Genomic DNA, 18,351 nt, shown 5'->3' on the forward strand with positions numbered 1-18,351 from the left:
ATTAGTAAAACTTTAGTATGTTGTTTATATCTATTCTATCAGAATTTGAATAAAGAACTTTACCATCTACAACATTTTTCTTTTTAAAAACCTCAATTATTGTATTTTTAGATGTGAATTTAGCTTTTTGGCCTGTTGAGGGATCCACAACCATCATAATCGTATCTTTTGCAGCTTTAAATGGTCTGGCCTCAGACTTTTTAACAGAATTTTTTATAAAATTTTTAAATATAGGTAGGGCCGTTTTTGATCCTGTTTCAAATTTACCAAGTGGTGTTGGACTATCCATTCCTACATAAACACCTACCAACAAGTTTGATGTAAAACCAATGAACCAAGTATCAGTATTATTATTCGTGGTTCCAGTCTTTCCTGCTATATTTAATTGTAAATCTCTTAATTTTTTTGCGGTTCCTCTTTGAACCACCCCTTCAAGTATTGACGTCATTTGATATGCGGTTTCTTCGGAAAAAATTTGTGTAAATTTATTTTTTAACTCAGGATAATCATCACTAAGATAGGATATTGCATCACAATTTACACAAGATCTCTTATCATTATTATAAATAGTATTTCCCTCACTATCTTGAATCCTGTCAATCAAAACAGGTTCAACAAGTTTTCCTCCATTAACAAAAACAGAATAAGCAGATGTAAGCTGCAACAAAGTAGTTTCAGCAGAACCTAAGGAAATTGACAATAGTTCCTCAGGATTTTCGTAAATTGACAGTTTTTTAGAATAGTTGATAATTTTGTCTAACCCTAAATCTTGAGCTATTCTAACTGTCATTAGATTTCTTGATTTCTCCAATCCAGTTCTGATAGTGGATGGACCATAAAATTTCTTTCCATAATTTTCTGGTTTCCACAACCTTAAATCATCCCCTTGATCTAATACTAAAGGTGCATCTAAAACTAATGATGTAGGAGTATAATTGTTTTCTAAGGCGATAGCATAAACGAATGGTTTAAATGCAGAACCTGGCTGTCTTTTTGCTTGTGTTGCGCGATTAAACTCACTTTTTTTAAAACTAAAACCACCATTAAGTGCCAAAACTCTTCCCGTATAGGGATCCATTACAACAATTCCTCCATTTATTTTTGGCAATTGTTGTAAACTATATTTTTTATCTTTTATTTTTTTCACATAAATTATGTCTCCAATTTTTAATAATTGGTTAAACTCTTTTTTTGTCCAAGAAATATCTTTATATTCAATAACACCATCATTTTTATCAATCGTTTCTACAATTGCTGAAAATTTATTTAATTTTTTTACAATTGCTAATTTCCAATTAATTGATTTTTCAAGTTTGTATTTATCTAAATCCTTGTACCAGTTCGAATTGTAAGGTTTGTTGATTAGCGCTCCCCTCCAACCTTTTCTCTGATCATAAGAAATTAATCCAGATCTTAAAGAATTATTTGCTATTTTTTGTAAATTTAAATCTATTGGAGTATTGATATTTAGACCTTGTTTGTAAACTTTGTCATAGGTCAAACTTTCTACGACATTTTTTCTAACATCTTCAATATAATATTGCGCATCTTCTAAGTATATTTTTTGTTTTTTCTTTAATTTAATTTCTTGATTACTTAATTTTTCTAACCACTCAGATGTAATATAATTATTTTCATATAAATTTTTTAAAACTAAATTTCTTCTAAATTTTGCTAAATCTTTATCTTTATAAGGATTGTATTTACTAGGCGCTTTAGGCAAAGCAGCTAACAATGCAGCTTCTGAATAATTAAGTTCTCTTATAGATTTATCAAAATATTCCATACTTGCAGCGGCTACACCATAGGCTCCACTACCAAGATAGATTTGATTTAAATAAAGTTCTAATATCCTTTCTTTAGATAATGCTCTTTCAATCCTAAAAGCTAAAATTGCCTCTTTTATCTTTCTATTTAGACTTACTTCATTTGTTAGTAAAAAATTTTTTGCTACTTGTTGAGTAATAGTTGAGGCACCTTCTAGTCTTTTAGAGGCCATTATATTTGAAATATTGTTGATAATAGCTCTTAGAACACCTTTCGCATCTACACCAGGATGAGAGAAAAAATTTTTATCTTCTGCGGATAAAAATGAGTTAATTACATTTTTTGGTATAGCATTGTAAGGAACAAAAACTCTTTTTTCTTTTGAAAAATCTGCAACCAATTCTCCATTTCTTGAATAAACTTTACTTGAAACTGGTGGCTTATAACTCTTAAGAAATTTATAATCTGGAATATCGTTGGAGTATTTCCATAAAATACTAAATATCAAAATACCCAATAATATTAAAATAGTGGAGGAAAATAACAAAATATTTTTGAATAATTTACTCATTTTATTTCCATTATATCTTGGAATTTGTTAAAGATAAGGCATCAGAGATAAACAAAATTTATTACAAAAAAAATTAATGAACTTAACAATCAACATATTATGGAAAAAAATTTATATATCGATGCATCGCATCCAAATGAAACTAGAGTTGTTCTTAAATCAGGTGAAAATATTGAAGACTACGAGTACGAAGGTTTAAAAAACAATTTAATAAAAAATAATATATATTTAGGTAAGGTAAGCAGGATTGAACCTTCGCTTCAGGCAGCCTTTGTTGACTTTGGAAGAGAAAGACATGGATTTTTATCATTTAACGATATTCAGTCAGATTACTATCAAATACCAAAAGCGGACCTAGAAAAAATAAAAGAAGAGGAAGAAAAAGCAAGAGAAGAACTTTCAAAACAAGTTGAAGCAAAAGAAGAAGAAAATATTGCTGAGGGCAAACTTGAAATAGATGATCCAATAGAGGAAAAAGTTGAAGATTTAGAATCTGATAAAGAAGAAGTAGATACAAAAGAAAATTCAGATGCGGAGGAAAAGAATGAAAAAAAACCTGAAAAAAGATTCAAATTTAAAAGATACAAAATTCAAGAAGTAATCAAACCTAATCAAGTAATTCTTGTCCAAGTCATCAAAGATGAGAGAGGTCAAAAAGGTGCTGCACTAAGCACTTTTATTTCAATTGCAGGAAAATATATAGTGTTAATGCCAAACACACCTAAAGGTGGTGGAATTTCTAGAAAAATATTTAATCCTGCAGATAGAAAAAAAATTAGAACTATTTTAAATGAAATTGAAATTCCTAAAGAGATGGGTTTAATTGTAAGAACAGCAGGAAGCAACAAAACAAAAAATGAAATCAATAGTGACTTAACAACTCTTATTAATACTTGGGGACAGATAAAAGATAATGCAATTAATTCTATAGCTCCCTCTTTAATTCATCAAGAAAGCGAAATAATTAAAAGAACTTTAAGAGATATGTACGATGATAGTACTAACCAAATTATTGTTGAAGGAAATGAAGGTTATAAAAAAGCCCAATCTTTTATGAAAACAATGATGCCATCGAGTGTAAAAAAAGTTAAAAAATATAGAGGAAGAACACCACTATTTATTGAGGAAAATATTGAACAAAAATTAAATCAAATTTTTGACTCAGAAATTAAACTCAAATCGGGAGGATATTTAGTTATTAATCCTACCGAAGCGCTTGTATCAATAGATATTAACTCTGGTAGTTCCATTAAAGGTAAAAATGTTGAGAGCACAGCCTTAGATACAAATATTGAAGCAGCAGAAGAAATTGCGAGACAGATAAAAATAAGAGATTTATCAGGATTAATAATTATAGACTTCATCGATATGCTAAGTTTTGGCAACCGACGTTTAGTAGAAAGAAAGCTTAAGGAAAAATGTAGATCTGATAGAGCAAGAATTCAAATAGGAAGAATAAGTAATTTCGGACTTTTAGAAATGTCTAGGCAAAGATTGAGAGAAAGTGCTGTTAAATGGAAGGTAACTTTAACAGAAGAGTCTTTTGCTCAAAAATTATTAAAAATTGTTGAATTAAAGGCTGTAACTAATAAAGCAAAATTTGTTGAAGTAAAAGTCTGTGAAAAAATTTCAGATTTTCTGAAAGAAAATTTTGTTAATGATTTAACTTACTTTGAAAAAAAGAATAAAATGACAATTGATATAATCAGTGACAATACTCTGATAATTCCTGAGTATATTATCAACATTCAGAACAAATCCAAAAAAACTATTGAACTTGTTGAGTATTATGAAAAATTAAAAAACTTAGAAACCCAAAATAAAGAAGATAAGATTTCTCAAAAAAAAGAAGTTAAGAAAATTAAAAAAAATTATAAAAAAAAAAAATTTTTTAAAAAGTCTAAATAATACCCTTAAGAGGAGAGGAAGGATTTCCCATCAAGGTTTTATCTATTCTTCCTGAGTTGTATGATTGTCTTCCAGCAATAACAGCATTTTTAAATGCAAGAGCCATATCAAATGGTTTTTTTGCTTTTGCAATTGCAGTGTTTACCAAAACTCCATCACAACCCAGCTCCATTGCAATTGTAGCATCTGAAGCTTGTCCGAGACCTGCATCAATTATTAATGGAAGCTTTGTTTGCTTCCTGATTATTTGAATATTAATTTTATTTTGTATTCCTAAACCTGATCCAATTGGTGCTGCTAGTGGCATTATCGCAGCAGCTCCAACATTTTCTAATCTTTTTGCCATTAATGGATCATCGTTACAATAAACCATAACTTTAAATCCTTCTTTGGTAAGAACTTCAGTAGACTCTAAAGTTTCAATCATATCTGGAAATAAATTTTCCTTATCTCCTAAAACTTCTAATTTAACTAATTTCCACCCACCTATTTCTCTTGCTAACCTCAAAGTTCTAAGAGCTTCTTTAGAATTAAAACAACCCGCTGTATTAGGTAAATAAGTAATCTTTTTTGGATCTATGTAATCCATTAACAAGGGTTTGTTTTTATCAGAAATATTTACTCTTCTAACTGCAACAGTAACAATCTCTGCTCCTGATAATTTGATAGATTTGGCACATTCAGACATCGTTTTATACTTTCCAGTACCAACAATTAATCTAGATTTAAATTTTTTTTTAGCAATAATGAGATTATCTTTTTTCATGCTACCCTCCTCCTATAAAATGAACAATCTCAATTTTGTCGTTTTGATTTAATTTAATTTTGTTAACATTTTTTTTATCTATTATTTCTTCATTAAGTTCAATTGCTACTTTTTTCATAGGAATTTTAAGGTGTTTTATTAAATCTGAAAGTTTATATGTTTCAGAAATTGATCTGTTTTTACCATTTACTTTGATTTTTATTTTTTTCATCGTATATAAAAGCTGAATGAATAATAAAATAATTATTATTAACGGTCCAAATCTTAATCTATTAGGTGAAAGAGAACAATCACAATATGGATCAGGTAACTATGAACAACTTAAAGAAAATTGTTTAAAAAAATCAAAAGAAATTGGGCTTGACTGTGAATTTATCCAATCAAATTTGGAGGGAGATTTAGTAAATACAATTCAAGATGCACGTAAAACTTATGATGGAATGATTATAAATGCTGCTGCATTTACACATACTTCAGTTGCAATAAGAGATGCTCTTGAATTGTTCAAGAAACCAATAATTGAAATGCATATATCAAACATATATAAAAGAGAAGAATTTAGACATAAATCACTTATTAGTGGAGTTGCAACAGGTGGGATTTTTGGATTAGGCACTGAGGGATATATTTTGGCCATAATTTCATTACAAAAGCTTTTACAAAAATGAAAATAGATAAAAACATAATCAAAGAACTTAGTAATTATTTAGATGAGTTTAATTTAACTGAAATAGAGATTACTGAAAAAGATACTAAAGTTAAAGTTTCAAAAAATAACGTATCAATTAGCAACCAAACAATTCCAGCATCTGTAAACAATACAAATTTAACTGCTGCTTCCCAATCTGCTGAAAGCGTTAAATCAGGAACAGAAATTACTTCTCCAATAATAGGAACTGCTTATCATGCGCCGGAACCTGGAGCAAAAAAATTTGTAGAGGTTGGTAAAAAAATTAAAAAGGGTGAAACAATAATGATTGTTGAAGCAATGAAGACAATGAACCATGTGCCTTCTACCCATGATGGTGTTGTAAAAGAAATTTGTGTTGATGATGGCCAGCCAGTTGAGTTTGGTCAAACAATTATTATCTTAGAATAAATAATGTTTAAAAAAATTTTAATTGCAAACCGTGGGGAAATTGCAGTTAGAATTATAAGAGCATGTAAAGAATGGGGTATTGCAACTGTTGCAGTCCATTCAGATGTTGATAGAGAAAGCATGCATGTGAGAATGGCAGATGAGAGTGTCTGCATCGGTTCTCACCAGCCAGCAAATAGTTATTTAAATATTCCTGCCTTAATGTCTGCAATAGAACTGACTAATGCAGACGCTGTTCATCCAGGATATGGATTCTTATCAGAAAATGCTAACTTTGCTAAAATTTTGGAAGAAAATAAAATTAAATTTATTGGTGCATCTTCTAAACATATCGAGATGATGGGAGATAAAATTCAAGCTAAAAAAATAGCTAAAGAAAATGGTTTACCTGTTATTGAAGGATCTGAAGGTGGTGTTAGGGATATTAATGAAGCAAAAGATCTTTGTAAAAAAATTGGTTTTCCTGTTCTAATTAAAGCCTCAGGTGGAGGTGGTGGAAAAGGTATGAAAATAGTACATAAAGAGGAAGAATTTGAAACTTTGTTTTCCACAGCTAAATCAGAGGCACAAAAATACTTTGGAAACGATGAAGTATATATTGAGAAATTCTTTCAAAATCCAAGACATATAGAAGTGCAAATTCTTGCAGGAAAAAATAGAGTTGTGCATTTACATGAAAGGGATTGCTCTGTTCAAAGAAGACATCAAAAACTTATTGAGGAAACTCCTAGTCCTGTTTTGAATGATGAAATTAGAAAAGATCTTTTTGAGAAAACTGTAAAAATGGTCTCTAAAATTGGGTACATGGGCGCTGGTACAGTTGAGTTTATCTACGAAGATGGAAAGTTTTATTTTCTAGAAATGAATACAAGAGTTCAAGTAGAACACCCTGTTACAGAAATGGTAACAGGAGTAGATATTATTAAAGAACAAATATGGATAGCATTTTCTGAAGAAACAGCATTAAAGCAAAATGATATTAATCCTAGAGGTCATGCTATTGAATGCAGAATAAATGCTGAAGATGCTAGTAAAAATTTTCAACCATCTCCAGGAGTTATAAGGATGTGCCACCAACCATCTGGATTTAGAACTAGGGTAGATGGTGCTATATTTCAAGGTTATAAAGTTACACCATATTATGACAGTATGGTTTGTAAGTTGATTTGTCATGGACGAAATAGAACTGAGGCCATTCAAAGAATGAACCGATCTTTAGATGAATTTGTTATAGAAGGAATTACAACTACTATTCCACTTCACAAAAAATTGTTAAATCATAAAAAATTTATCAATTCAGATTTTAATGTAAGCTGGCTAGATAAAGATACTATAGTTTAATAACATTTTACTAGCCACACATCATAAATTGGATGGTCAAAAGGAGTTATTGAAGGGCTTGATGAAAACATCCATCCATTAAAAACAAAAACTTCATCATTGCTTTGATTTGATAAATCTCTGACTTGGATGTAAGCAGTAATTTCTGGATTATCATCAAATTCAGAATTTTTACATTTCAAACTTTGAATTGATAAGTCTTTAAATTTTAGCAATTGACCATTTTTAAGTTTTAATGAACTATTTTTAGAACTAATTTTATCTAAAATTTTAATTTCAGTAAAAGAACCTTCAAGTTGACTTTTAGAATGTGAAATAGATGTAAATAGAAAAAAGAAGATTAGTAAATAGAGAAAAAAACTATTCTTTCCAACTAGTATATTTTTTTTCAACACCATCTTTATTTTTATTTGGATAATATGCTTCTTCAGTACCAGTTAAATTGGATTGATGAGGTTTTTGCCATTCATATTTTTCTAGCTCATGTTTTTTTTCTATTTTGTTAGGTGTAAAATGCATCCATGAGTACCACTCAACTGGAATTTTTGATGCATCAATAACATCAGAATATACTACCCATCTTTTTCCTTTTTTATCTTCATAATATTTGTTTCCAAACTGATCTGTACCAGCAAGTTTTCCAAAAAAAATTGTTTTTAATCTTGTTCCAAAAGTATCTTGATTCCACCAAGTGAAAATTTTTTTAAAAAGTGTCAACATGTTATTTTATTTTTTATTTCAATTAAAAATTGTAAAAATTAAATTAGACTAAAATTTGAATAAGTATATAAATTAAAAGAATCTATTTTCAAACTAATTTTAAACTGAGGTGAAATGGCAAAATATCTTGTAGAAACTTATTACACTTGTACCTTTAAGGTGAATCATTACTTAGACGACATAAATGAAACAGAGCTTAAAAATCTAGAAAAAAGAGACGATGGTAAATTCGAAGTTTTAGATGTCAAATTAGACAATAGAAAAACTAAAAGTCTAGATCCAAATAACAAAAAAGTAGTTGAAAATAAAAAAATTGAAATAGTTTCAAAAAGTGCAAGTGAAAATTCTATAAGTAAAGAAACCGTCGTTCAAAACTTAAACAATTCCTCAGAAAAAGGTGGAAAAAGATTTAGTATGCCTGACAGACGAAAAGGCTATATTCAAAAAGCTACAATTGGAGATCATAAAGTTTATCTTCATACAGGTGAATATGAAGATGGAAAAATTGGAGAAATATTTATCGACACAAGTAAAGAAGGAGAACTAGTTAAGGCATTGATGAATAACTTTGCAATAGCAGTATCTTTAGGCCTTCAATACGGAGTACCATTAGATGAATTTATAAGTGCATTCGTGGGAACAAAATTTGAACCATCAGGTAAAGTACATGGAAATGATAGAATATTGAGCGCCACCTCTATTTTAGATTATATTTTTAGAGAGTTAGCTATATCTTACCAAAATAGAGAAGATCTTGCACATACTCCTGCAATTGGTGGAAACGATACGAATTATCAAGAAAATGAAGATCAAAATCAATTATTAAAAATTGTAAAAGATATTACTAGCAAAGGATTTGTAAGAAATAACTATAAAAAAAATCTAGTTGATTTATCTGATGTTAAAATAAGTCTTAAAGGTAAAAAATAATTTTATTTTTTATTTTTCAAAGACAAGTTTAACTCTTTTAGCTGTTCAGGATTAACTTCAGATGGAGCGTTCATCATCAAATCTTGTGCATTTTGGTTCATTGGAAACATTGTTACTTCTCTAATATTTTTTTCATTAGCTAACAGCATAACAATTCTATCGATTCCAGGCGCAATACCCCCGTGAGGCGGAGCACCATAACTTAATGCATTTATCATACCACTAAATTTTTCATCTACTTGCTGCTTATCATAACCAGCAATTGAGAATAACTTATACATAAGTTCTGGTTTATGATTTCTTATAGCGCCAGAGGATAATTCAATACCATTACAAACAATATCGTATTGATAAGCTAATAGTTCTAGAGGATTTTCTAGTTCTTTTTCTGTCAAATCACCTTGTGGCATAGAAAATGGATTATGACTAAATTCGATTTTGCTGGTAACCTCATCTCTTTCAAACATAGGGTAATCAACTATCCAGCAAAACGCGAAAATATCTTCATCAATTAAATCTAAATCTTCTGCAATTTTATTTCTTGCCTGAGAAGTTATTTTTTCTAATTCATTTTGTTTGCCACAAGCTAGAAAAATACTGTCCCCTACTTCTGCATTAGTTAAATTCATTATTTCTGACAAAGCCTCTTTTGAAAAAAATTTTCCTATAGGTCCTTTACCAGACAACTCGGTATCTTTTTCAAATGTAAAATAAGCTAAACCTGATGCTCCTTGTTCTTTAGCCCATTTATCAACATTATCAAAAAAGCTTCTTGGTTTATCTTTTGTATTTTTGGTAATTATACATCTTACTCTTGAACCAGATTTTACTAATTTTTTAAAAATTTCAAAAGTTACATCTTCTCTTGTAAATATTTCAGTAATATCATTTATTATAAGTGGATTTCTTAAATCAGGTTTATCGCTTCCATACTTTAGCATTGCATCTTTGTAAGAAATTCTTGGAAATTCGTCGTGCAATAATTTTTTATTAGAAAATGTTTTAAAAGTATTAACCATTAATTTTTCAACAACATTAAATACATCTTCTTGCTCTACAAAAGACATTTCTAAATCCAGTTGATAAAATTCACCAGGACTTCTGTCTGCTCTTGCATCTTCATCTCTAAAGCAAGGAGCTATTTGAAAATACTTATCAAAACCAGATACCATAATTAGTTGTTTAAATTGTTGTGGTGCCTGAGGTAACGCATAAAACTTCCCTGGATTTAATCTGCTTGGAACTAAAAAATCTCTAGCACCCTCAGGGCTAGAGGAAGTTAGTATTGGTGTTTGGAATTCCAAAAAGCCTAATTTAGTCATTTCATTTCTAATGTGTGAAATAACTTTTGATCTTAAGATTATATTTTCATGTATTTTTTTTCTTCTTAAATCCAAAAATCTATATTTTAATCTTATTTCTTCAGCATATTCTTGATCACTGAAAACTGGCATTGGCAATTCTTTACAAGAACCTAATTCTTCGTAAGTATCAATTGTTACTTCAATTTCACCTGTACCTATTTCTTTGTTAATTGTATCTTCAGATCGAGCTATAACCTTACCTTCTATTTTGACTACAGTTTCTAATTGAGTTTTTTCTAAGTTTGTAAAATTTTTGTTATCTTTATCAATAATACATTGTGTGACACCATAATTATCTCTTAAATCTATGAATAATAAGTTTCCATGATCTCGTTTTTTATTGATCCAGCCTGAAAGAAATACTTTTTTATCAACGTCTTCTTTTCTTAATTCGTTACAAGTATGTGTTCTATATTTGCTCAATTAATCTCCTAAAGCTTCTTTAATAATTTTAAAATCGATTGGTTTTTTCCTTTTTAAACTAATTTCGTCGATCTTATATATGAATTCAGATATTTTGCCATAGGATCTATCTATTCTTTTTATAATGAAATCTATTAATTTCTTATCAATTGATATCTGGCGATCAGAAAGATTTTTTAATATTAAAGCGTATAATAAATCATCCTCTGGTTTATCAATCTTTGATAAAATAAAATTCTTAGCTCTAGAATTTAAATCATTTAATTCAAAAGAGTAATCAACTATGGGTTTGGTTGAAGTAACAATTAAATATTTGTTATCTTGCTCTATAATATTAAAAAAAGTAAATAATAACTTTTCATCAATATTTTTATTTAAATCTTCAATAATTATATTTTCATAGATTTTAATTTTTTTTATATATTCATTGCTAATATCAGCTGCGTTTATTTTAATACCCTTAAATTTATGTAAAAAAATATTAATTAAATGAGATTTCCCGGAAAATTTTTCACCAATTAAATTTATAAAATTTTTTTCCCATTTAGGCCAACTATTCAATAATAAAAATGAAAATTCATTAGATTTTGATACATAAAAATCTTGATCTTTAAAGTTTTGATCATAATCAAATTTTAAGATTTCTTGATTTAAGGATTTCATTTTAATACCCAAATTTTATTTTTAATTTCAAAAAAGTAATCATAATCTTCCATCACATCTAAGAACTGATCCCTAGTTCCATTAAAGGTTATTTTATAAATGTTTTTTTTATTATCAAATTTAAATATGTTAAAATTATTAACCAATTCTATGTTTGAAAGTGTTTCCTCGAACTGATCAATTTTAATTATATTGCTATTATCAACTGAGATAGTCAAATCCAATTTAATTGATGTATTTATTATGTTATTTAATTTCCAATAGTCTTCAAAAACTAATTTTTGTTCACTTATAAATTTTTCAACATCATCAAACTTTGCAAAATTAATATTTTTGAATTTAAAGTTTTTTAAATTTTGATTATTGTTAAATACTATTTGATTGAGAACTCGAATTTCTTCATTGTTTTTAAAAACAATCATTATAATGAAATCTTTAAAATTATATTTTTTCGAAATTTCTTTAAAATCAAAATCTTCTAAATTGTTAATATTTTTTTTTATTAAATTATAATCATCAATATCCTCGTTTGGTAAAATGTAATTTAATTGATGATATTTTTCTTTTTTTAAGTTCCAATTCTTAAACAATTGACTCTCCGAAAAAAGAGATATTTCATTTTTTTTTTCATCCACCTCTATTGGAAAAAACATTAAATCTTTTTCAATAATTGATGAGGGAAATACATTTTTTTTTTCTAATAATTCAAAAAAACTTCTTTTATTGAATTCTACATTTAAGGTAAGATTGTATACTTCATCAATAAAATTTTCCTGAACAATTGAAAATGTTTCAACTAAACTTTTAACTTCTTTGGTTGAAGAATTTTGAAGTGTTTTTTGATCTTTGCTTTGAACAATAGTTAAAATAAGTTCTTCATATGCTTCAACAAAACCAAGATTTATTATCTTATTTTTATCAAATGAGGCGTTAAATGGAGATGATATTTCGATATCTTTTATAGAAAATGTTTTTGCAACACTATTTTCTGTGGAAAAAAAAATATTTAATAAAGCAAGAAATAGAAAAAGATTATATAAACTCTTCAATTTAATTAATTTTGAAAAACACCTCATAAAATATTCTAATGAATAATAAAAATTTTACCTACAAAAAAAGTGGTGTTAACATTAAAGCTGCAGATAAGTTTGTAAATTTCATTTCATCAGTATCATCAAAAAAAAGGGGCAAAAAAAAGTTTTCAAATATTGGGGGATTTGGTTCTATTTCAAATATTCCAAGCAACATAAAGCAACCTCAAATAGTTGCTTGCACAGATGGTGTTGGGACTAAAATTGAAATAGCTAATTCTTTAAATAAATTTGATACAATTGGTATTGATCTTGTAGCAATGAGTGTGAATGATTTAATTGTCCAAGGTGCAAAACCTTTGATTTTTTTAGATTACATTTCAATAAACAAAATTAATTTAATTAAACTTAAATCGATCATTAAAGGAATAGTTAAGGGCTGTAAATTATCCGATTGTGAACTTGTGGGTGGAGAAACAGCAGAGATGCCTGGCACTTACTCAAAAGGTAAATTTGATATAGCTGGTTTTGCTGTCGGAGTTGTTGGTAAAAATAAAATTTTATATAAAAATAAAATAAAAAAAAATAACTTGATTTTAGCAATTCCATCTAGTGGATTACATTCAAATGGGTTCTCACTGGTAAGATATTTAATAAATAAAAAAAAAATTAATATTAATAAAAATAAATTTTTAAGATCAGAACTTTTAAGACCAACAAAAATATATGTGAAGGAAATAATCAATCTAATTTCAAAAAATCTTATTAATGGTTGTGCCAATATCACAGGAGGAGGACTTGCGGACAATATCAAAAGAGTTATGCCTGATAATTTGGTAGCTGATATTGATTTAAATAATATTAAAACTTTAAAAATATTTAACTGGCTCAAAAAAAATGGAATATCAGAAAATGAAATGTTAAAAACTTTTAATTGTGGTGTAGGTTTTTGTTTAATAATTAACCAAAAAAATTTAAAAAAAATTCAAAGTTATTTTCCTAAAGATTACAAGCCATATGTAATTGGAAAAATTACCAACGGTAAAAATAAAGTAAAATTAAATGGTTCTATCAACTGGAACAAATAAAATAAAAACTGCGGTATTTATATCTGGGACAGGTAGTAATTTAAAATCACTAATTAAATTTTCTAAATTAAAAAAATCACCTATTTCTATTAACCTAATTATTACTAATAATAAATTAGCAAAGGGTTTAAAATATGGGGATATTTTTAAAATTAAAAAAAAAATAATTAATTTCAAAAATAAAGAAATTGCTGAAAAAAAAATACTTAACGAACTTGAAAAAAATAAAATTGAATTAGTTTGTTTGGCTGGTTTTATGAAAATACTTTCCAATAATTTTATTAAAAATTTTAAAAATAAAATTTTAAATATTCATCCTTCATTATTGCCTAAATATAAAGGTTTATATACTCATCAAAGAGCTATAGAAAATAAAGATAAATACTCAGGATGTACCGTGCATTTTGTTAATTCAAAATTGGATTCTGGAAAAATAATTCTTCAAAAAAAGGTGAATATTTTAAAAAAAGATACTCCAGATAGTCTAGCTAAAAAAATTTTAGCTCAAGAGCATAAATTGTATCCAAAAGCGATTTTGAAAATCTTTAGTCTTTAAAGAAGAAATCAATTTCAATTTTAGCGTTTTCTGCACTATCAGATCCGTGAACGGAGTTTTTATCAATTGAAATTCCATATTTCTTTCTTATTGTTCCTTCTTTAGCATCTTTGGGATTTGTTGCTCCCATCAATTCTCTGTTTCCTAACACTGCATTTTCCTTTTCAAGTACCATTACTACAATCGGACCTGAAGATAGGTATTCACACAAATCATTATAAAATGGCTTTGTTTCATGAACTTTGTAAAAATTCTCAGCCTCAGATTTTTCAATTTGAATTTTCTTTTCTTTTAAAATTGAAAAACCATTATTTTTAAACATCTCTTTGATCTCATTCTCAAGATTTCTCTCAACTGCATCAGGTTTTATAATTGATAAAGTTTGTTCAATATTACTCATAATTATCCTCTATTAGTTTATTTAATAATCTTACTCCATAACCTGTAGCTCCACCGGAGTTTAATGCACCTCCATATTTGGAGAACGCCATACCCGCTATATCTAAGTGAGCCCAAGGTGTTTTATTTAAAATAAATCTTTGTAAAAATTGCGCAGCAGTTGTTGAGCCTGCCCCACCTACATAATTAATATTTTGCATATCTGCATTTTTTGAATCTATTAGTTTGTCAAAATTTTTGTTTAAAGGCATTCTCCAAACTTTTTCTTCAACTTTTTCTCCTGCTTCTATTAATTCTTTTGATAATTTATCATTATTTGAAAATAAACCTGCATATTCTGATCCAAGTGAAACAATAATTGCACCAGTAAGAGTTGCCAAATCTACTATTAATTTAGGTTTAAATTTTTCTTCCGTGTAAGTAAGTGCATCTGCAAGCACTAGTCTGCCTTCTGCATCTGTATTTAAAATTTCAACTGTTTTACCACTATAAGATTTAACGATATCTCCTGGCCTTTGAGCATTTCCACCTGGCATATTCTCTACCAATCCAACAACACCAACAGCATTCACTTTTGCTTTTCTTAAGGCTAAGCTTTTCATTAGTCCAACGACAACTGCTGAACCAGCCATATCATAAGTCATGTCTTCCATAAATTTTGCAGGTTTGAGTGAGATTCCTCCGGTATCAAAACATACCCCTTTACCAACAAATGCTAGGGGCTTAGAATTGTCCTTTTGACCCTTCCATTCCATTGTTACCAAATATGATCCTCTAATACTTCCTTGGCCAACACCTAGCAAAGTATTCATACCTAATTTTTTTAATTTTTTTTCATCATAAATAGTTATTTTCAATCCATCTTTTTTTAGTGAATTTAGTCTTTTTGCATATTCATCTGGATGCAATACATTACCAGGTTCTGAAACTAAATCTCTTGCATAAAAAGTACCTTCCTCTATCGCTTTAAATTTACTCAGCTCTTTTAATGTAGGCTTATTTTTACCAATTAGATCTATAGATAAATTTATTTTATTTTTTTTGCTCTTATATTTTTCAAATTTGTATGATTTTAACTTAATACCATGTAAGAAATGTCCAATGATCTCACTTTTATTAGTATTAGGAACTGAGTCAGTATTTATACTTAAATTTAGTATTTCAGATGATTTGAAAAGATCATAAAACTTTGCACCAAGATTTTCTAGATCAGCACTAGACATATTTTTGGCTAAAGAGATTAAAGTTATTTTAACCTTAGAGCTAATATCAAAACTTAAAAAATTTTTTTTAGTTTTATAAGATTTTATTAATTCTGAAATAACATTGTACTCTTTAGAAGATATATATTTTTTTAATTTAATAAAATTATATTTATCATCAACAAATAGGACTTTATTTATTGAATTTTTTGGAGTTAGAGTTTTATTATATTTTATTTTAACGCTCATAATTTTAAATTCTATACGATGAAAGAGAATGTTATATAAGGATATGATAACTTATTTCAATGAAAAAAATAATTTTTAGAAAATTTTTATTTGATTATTTAAACTTTTTCTTAATTGCTCTTATTTCATCTGCAACCGTAATTTGGGTTTTTCAGGCTGTAAATTTTTTAGATATTATGATTGAAGATGGGAGAGATTATTTAGTTTATATTGAGTATTCATTACTTAATTTCCCCAAAACTACTAGTAGGATATTTATTTTTGTTCTATTTTTTAGTCTCTATTATGTGACAACTAAATATGAACTGAATAATGAATTAATTTTATTTTGGAATTTTGGAATAAATAAAATCAATTTGGTTAATTTTATTTTCAAAATCTCAATTTTTTTAATGATTTTTCAAATATTTTTAAATTCTTTTATTGTTCCAAATGCTCAAAATCATGCAAAATCTTTATTAAAAAAATCTGAAGTCAATTTTTTTGATAATTTTATTAAAGGTAAAAAATTTAATGACACTATTAAAGGATTAACAATTTACACCGAAGAAAAAGGTAAAAATGGAGATTTAAAAAATTTATATATTAAAAGAGAACTTGAAAATGGACAGTTTCAAATAACTTATGCAAAAACAGGTAAATTTAAACTTATTGGAAACATTCCAATACTCGAAATGAATAACGGGGCTACAATAACTTCAGGAAATAATAGTGTTACAAATATTTCTTTTTCTAAATCAGATTTTTCTTTAGCCAACCTTAAGTCTAACACAGCAACATATATCAAAACACAAGAGATGCATTCAACAAAACTTATAAAATGTCTTCAGAATATTTATAATTTTACTGAAAAGAAAATTATAAAAAATGATAAAATTAAAAACTGTAACATAGAAAATATTAGCAATATTTTTAAAGAGATTTATAAAAGATTTATTGTTCCCATTTATATACCTGTTGTTTCTATTATCGCAATTATGCTTATTATTTTATCAAAAGAGAACCATAAGTATCAAAAATTGAGAATCATAACTTTTTTAATTGGATTTTTTGTCATTTTATTTTCTGAGACTACTAGCCGACTTGTATCAAAAAATTTATTAGAAAATATTTTGTTATTTTCAATTCCTTTTTTTTTAATGATATCTTTGTACCTATTTTTGTTATTTAAATTTAATAAAATAAAAAAAATATAAACTATGAAAGTATATATTAAATTTATCTCAACAATTTTTTTTAAATCTTTATTTTATGTTTTGTTGATTATGACCTGCTTGGTTTTTTTACTTAATCTTATGAACGAATTAGAATTCTTCAAAGATAAATCTGTTGAAATTGGATACCCCTTATTTTTATCAATGTTGAATTCACCTTCTCATATTTTTGAATTATTTCCATTTATATTGTTAATTACAGTTCAGCTTTTTTTCATTAAATTATTTGAAAATAGAGAACTTGATATATTCAAATACTCAGGGCTTAAAAATTCTAGAATAATAATTATTATAAGCATCCTGTCACTTTCCACAGGTTTTCTGGTGGTCTCTTTATTCTATAATATTTCATCAAGCTTTAAGAATTTATATATTGAGACAAAATCATCATACACAAGCGATGAAGAATATCTTGCTGTGATCACCAAAAATGGGCTTTGGATTAAAGATAAAATTGAAGATAATATCCTTATTATAAATTCATCTTCTATTAAAAACCAATTATTAATAGAAAATTTTATTACAGAATTTGATGAAAATTTTAATGTTATTAGAAATATTCAGAGTAATAAAATTGATATTTCTAGAGAAAATTGGATCATTTATGATGCTAAAATTTATGAAAAAAATAATTATACAACTCAAGACAAGCTTAATTTTAAAACTAATTTTGACTTAAAAAGAATTAAAACTTTATATTCAAATCTATCTTCATTAAACTTGATAAAATTATACGAATTACGCCAGAACTACAAAAAACTAAATTATTCAATTATTGATATAGATTTACATTTATTTAAAATACTTTTATTTCCTTTGTTTTTGCTTTTAATATCTCTATTTTCTTCCTTAATAATGTTAAATATTAAAGAAATAAAAGGAACAACATTTAAGATCTCAATAGGTCTCTTTTTTTCTGTAATTGTATATTATTTAAATAACTTTTCGTATGTATTGGGGAGTACTGAAAAAATACCATTATTTATATCTATAATCTCTCCATTGATAATTTTAACATCCATTAATTTAATAATGTTAAAAAATGTTAACGATAAATAAA

The 18,351-nt window shown here is 27.1% G+C and carries 19 protein-coding genes; 9 read left to right on the plus strand and 10 right to left on the minus strand.

What is annotated here, in order from left to right:
- Window position 1: 1 nt before the first annotated feature.
- On the minus strand, window positions 2-2,338 hold the full coding sequence (locus tag ACTTAX_RS03105; protein ID WP_440692764.1) for a penicillin-binding protein 1A: 2,337 nt from the start codon (window positions 2,336-2,338) through the stop codon (window positions 2-4).
- 99 nt (window positions 2,339-2,437) lie between these two features.
- On the opposite strand from ACTTAX_RS03105, the gene ACTTAX_RS03110 reads away from it, so the two are divergent.
- Window positions 2,438-4,246: an Rne/Rng family ribonuclease gene (locus ACTTAX_RS03110; RefSeq protein ID WP_440692766.1), complete on the plus strand. Its 1,809-nt coding sequence runs from the start codon at window positions 2,438-2,440 to the stop codon at window positions 4,244-4,246.
- Here ACTTAX_RS03110 and ACTTAX_RS03115 read toward each other — a convergent pair.
- Entirely contained in the window at window positions 4,239-5,012 is a 774-nt protein-coding gene (locus ACTTAX_RS03115; RefSeq protein ID WP_440692767.1) for a thiazole synthase, read from the minus strand. The two genes, ACTTAX_RS03110 and ACTTAX_RS03115, sit on opposite strands and share 8 nt — an antisense overlap.
- 1 nt (window position 5,013) lies before the next feature.
- Complete coding sequence (gene thiS / locus ACTTAX_RS03120) at window positions 5,014-5,223, minus strand: sulfur carrier protein ThiS (RefSeq protein WP_440648991.1); 210 nt, start codon at window positions 5,221-5,223, stop codon at window positions 5,014-5,016.
- A 16-nt stretch (window positions 5,224-5,239) separates the two neighbouring features.
- Between thiS and aroQ the strand changes: the two genes are divergently transcribed.
- From aroQ to accC, 3 genes are read left to right on the plus strand one after another with little or no spacing between them, the layout of a single operon-like run.
- On the plus strand, window positions 5,240-5,680 hold the full coding sequence (aroQ, locus tag ACTTAX_RS03125) for a type II 3-dehydroquinate dehydratase (RefSeq protein WP_440648989.1): 441 nt from the start codon (window positions 5,240-5,242) through the stop codon (window positions 5,678-5,680).
- Window positions 5,677-6,111, plus strand: a complete 435-nt coding sequence (locus ACTTAX_RS03130) for an acetyl-CoA carboxylase biotin carboxyl carrier protein (protein ID WP_440692769.1) — start codon at window positions 5,677-5,679, stop codon at window positions 6,109-6,111. The genes aroQ and ACTTAX_RS03130 overlap by 4 nt, the downstream gene beginning before the upstream one ends.
- Window positions 6,112-6,114: 3 nt before the next feature.
- Window positions 6,115-7,452, plus strand: a complete 1,338-nt coding sequence (gene accC / locus ACTTAX_RS03135; protein ID WP_440692771.1) for an acetyl-CoA carboxylase biotin carboxylase subunit — start codon at window positions 6,115-6,117, stop codon at window positions 7,450-7,452.
- Here accC and ACTTAX_RS03140 read toward each other — a convergent pair.
- Both ACTTAX_RS03140 and ACTTAX_RS03145 read right to left on the minus strand, forming a co-directional pair.
- Entirely contained in the window at window positions 7,449-7,850 is a 402-nt protein-coding gene (locus ACTTAX_RS03140) for a DUF2155 domain-containing protein (protein ID WP_440692772.1), read from the minus strand. The genes accC and ACTTAX_RS03140 overlap by 4 nt on opposite strands.
- Window positions 7,813-8,172 carry an NADH-ubiquinone oxidoreductase subunit NDUFA12 family protein gene (locus ACTTAX_RS03145; protein WP_440692774.1) on the minus strand — a complete coding sequence of 120 codons (360 nt, stop codon included), beginning with the start codon at window positions 8,170-8,172 and terminating at the stop codon, window positions 7,813-7,815. Before ACTTAX_RS03145 ends, ACTTAX_RS03140 begins: the two co-directional genes overlap by 38 nt.
- A gap of 114 nt (window positions 8,173-8,286) precedes the next feature.
- On the opposite strand from ACTTAX_RS03145, the gene ACTTAX_RS03150 reads away from it, so the two are divergent.
- On the plus strand, window positions 8,287-9,102 hold the full coding sequence (locus ACTTAX_RS03150) for a TSCPD domain-containing protein (protein WP_440692776.1): 816 nt from the start codon (window positions 8,287-8,289) through the stop codon (window positions 9,100-9,102).
- Window positions 9,103-9,104: 2 nt separating this feature from the next.
- On the opposite strand, the gene aspS is transcribed toward ACTTAX_RS03150, so the two are convergent.
- The 3 genes from aspS to ACTTAX_RS03165 are packed head-to-tail and all read right to left on the minus strand — an operon-like array spanning window position 9,105 to window position 12,601.
- Complete coding sequence (gene aspS, locus ACTTAX_RS03155; protein WP_440692778.1) at window positions 9,105-10,889, minus strand: aspartate--tRNA ligase; 1,785 nt, start codon at window positions 10,887-10,889, stop codon at window positions 9,105-9,107.
- On the minus strand, window positions 10,890-11,552 hold the full coding sequence (locus ACTTAX_RS03160) for a DNA replication protein (RefSeq protein ID WP_440692779.1): 663 nt from the start codon (window positions 11,550-11,552) through the stop codon (window positions 10,890-10,892). It abuts the gene before it with no gap.
- Window positions 11,549-12,601 carry a hypothetical protein gene (locus ACTTAX_RS03165; protein WP_440692780.1) on the minus strand — a complete coding sequence of 351 codons (1,053 nt, stop codon included), beginning with the start codon at window positions 12,599-12,601 and terminating at the stop codon, window positions 11,549-11,551. Before ACTTAX_RS03165 ends, ACTTAX_RS03160 begins: the two co-directional genes overlap by 4 nt.
- Before the next feature lie 38 nt (window positions 12,602-12,639).
- Here ACTTAX_RS03165 and purM point away from each other — a divergent pair, with 38 nt between their 5' ends.
- A complete protein-coding gene (gene purM / locus ACTTAX_RS03170; RefSeq protein ID WP_440692782.1) occupies window positions 12,640-13,671 on the plus strand; it encodes a phosphoribosylformylglycinamidine cyclo-ligase in 1,032 nt (343 codons plus the stop codon).
- Window positions 13,646-14,227, plus strand: a complete 582-nt coding sequence (gene purN, locus ACTTAX_RS03175) for a phosphoribosylglycinamide formyltransferase (RefSeq protein ID WP_440692784.1) — start codon at window positions 13,646-13,648, stop codon at window positions 14,225-14,227. The genes purM and purN overlap by 26 nt, the downstream gene beginning before the upstream one ends.
- On the opposite strand, the gene ndk is transcribed toward purN, so the two are convergent.
- Together ndk and ACTTAX_RS03185 are read right to left on the minus strand one after the other, a co-directional pair.
- Complete coding sequence (ndk, locus tag ACTTAX_RS03180; RefSeq protein ID WP_440693751.1) at window positions 14,217-14,618, minus strand: nucleoside-diphosphate kinase; 402 nt, start codon at window positions 14,616-14,618, stop codon at window positions 14,217-14,219. The genes purN and ndk overlap by 11 nt on opposite strands.
- A 1-nt stretch (window position 14,619) precedes the next feature.
- Window positions 14,620-16,077 carry a leucyl aminopeptidase gene (locus ACTTAX_RS03185; RefSeq protein WP_440692786.1) on the minus strand — a complete coding sequence of 486 codons (1,458 nt, stop codon included), beginning with the start codon at window positions 16,075-16,077 and terminating at the stop codon, window positions 14,620-14,622.
- Window positions 16,078-16,136: 59 nt separating this feature from the next.
- Between ACTTAX_RS03185 and ACTTAX_RS03190 the strand changes: the two genes are divergently transcribed.
- Both ACTTAX_RS03190 and ACTTAX_RS03195 read left to right on the plus strand, forming a co-directional pair.
- The gene (locus ACTTAX_RS03190) at window positions 16,137-17,273 is read left to right on the plus strand and encodes an LptF/LptG family permease (RefSeq protein ID WP_440692787.1); all 1,137 of its coding nucleotides are present in this window, start codon (window positions 16,137-16,139) and stop codon (window positions 17,271-17,273) included.
- 3 nt (window positions 17,274-17,276) lie between these two features.
- Window positions 17,277-18,350: an LptF/LptG family permease gene (locus ACTTAX_RS03195; protein WP_440692789.1), complete on the plus strand. Its 1,074-nt coding sequence runs from the start codon at window positions 17,277-17,279 to the stop codon at window positions 18,348-18,350.
- Window position 18,351: the final 1 nt, after the last annotated feature.

Origin of the sequence: Candidatus Pelagibacter sp. HIMB1695, assembly GCF_052047655.1 — a bacterium.
Taxonomy (GTDB): Bacteria; Pseudomonadota; Alphaproteobacteria; order Pelagibacterales; family Pelagibacteraceae; genus Pelagibacter.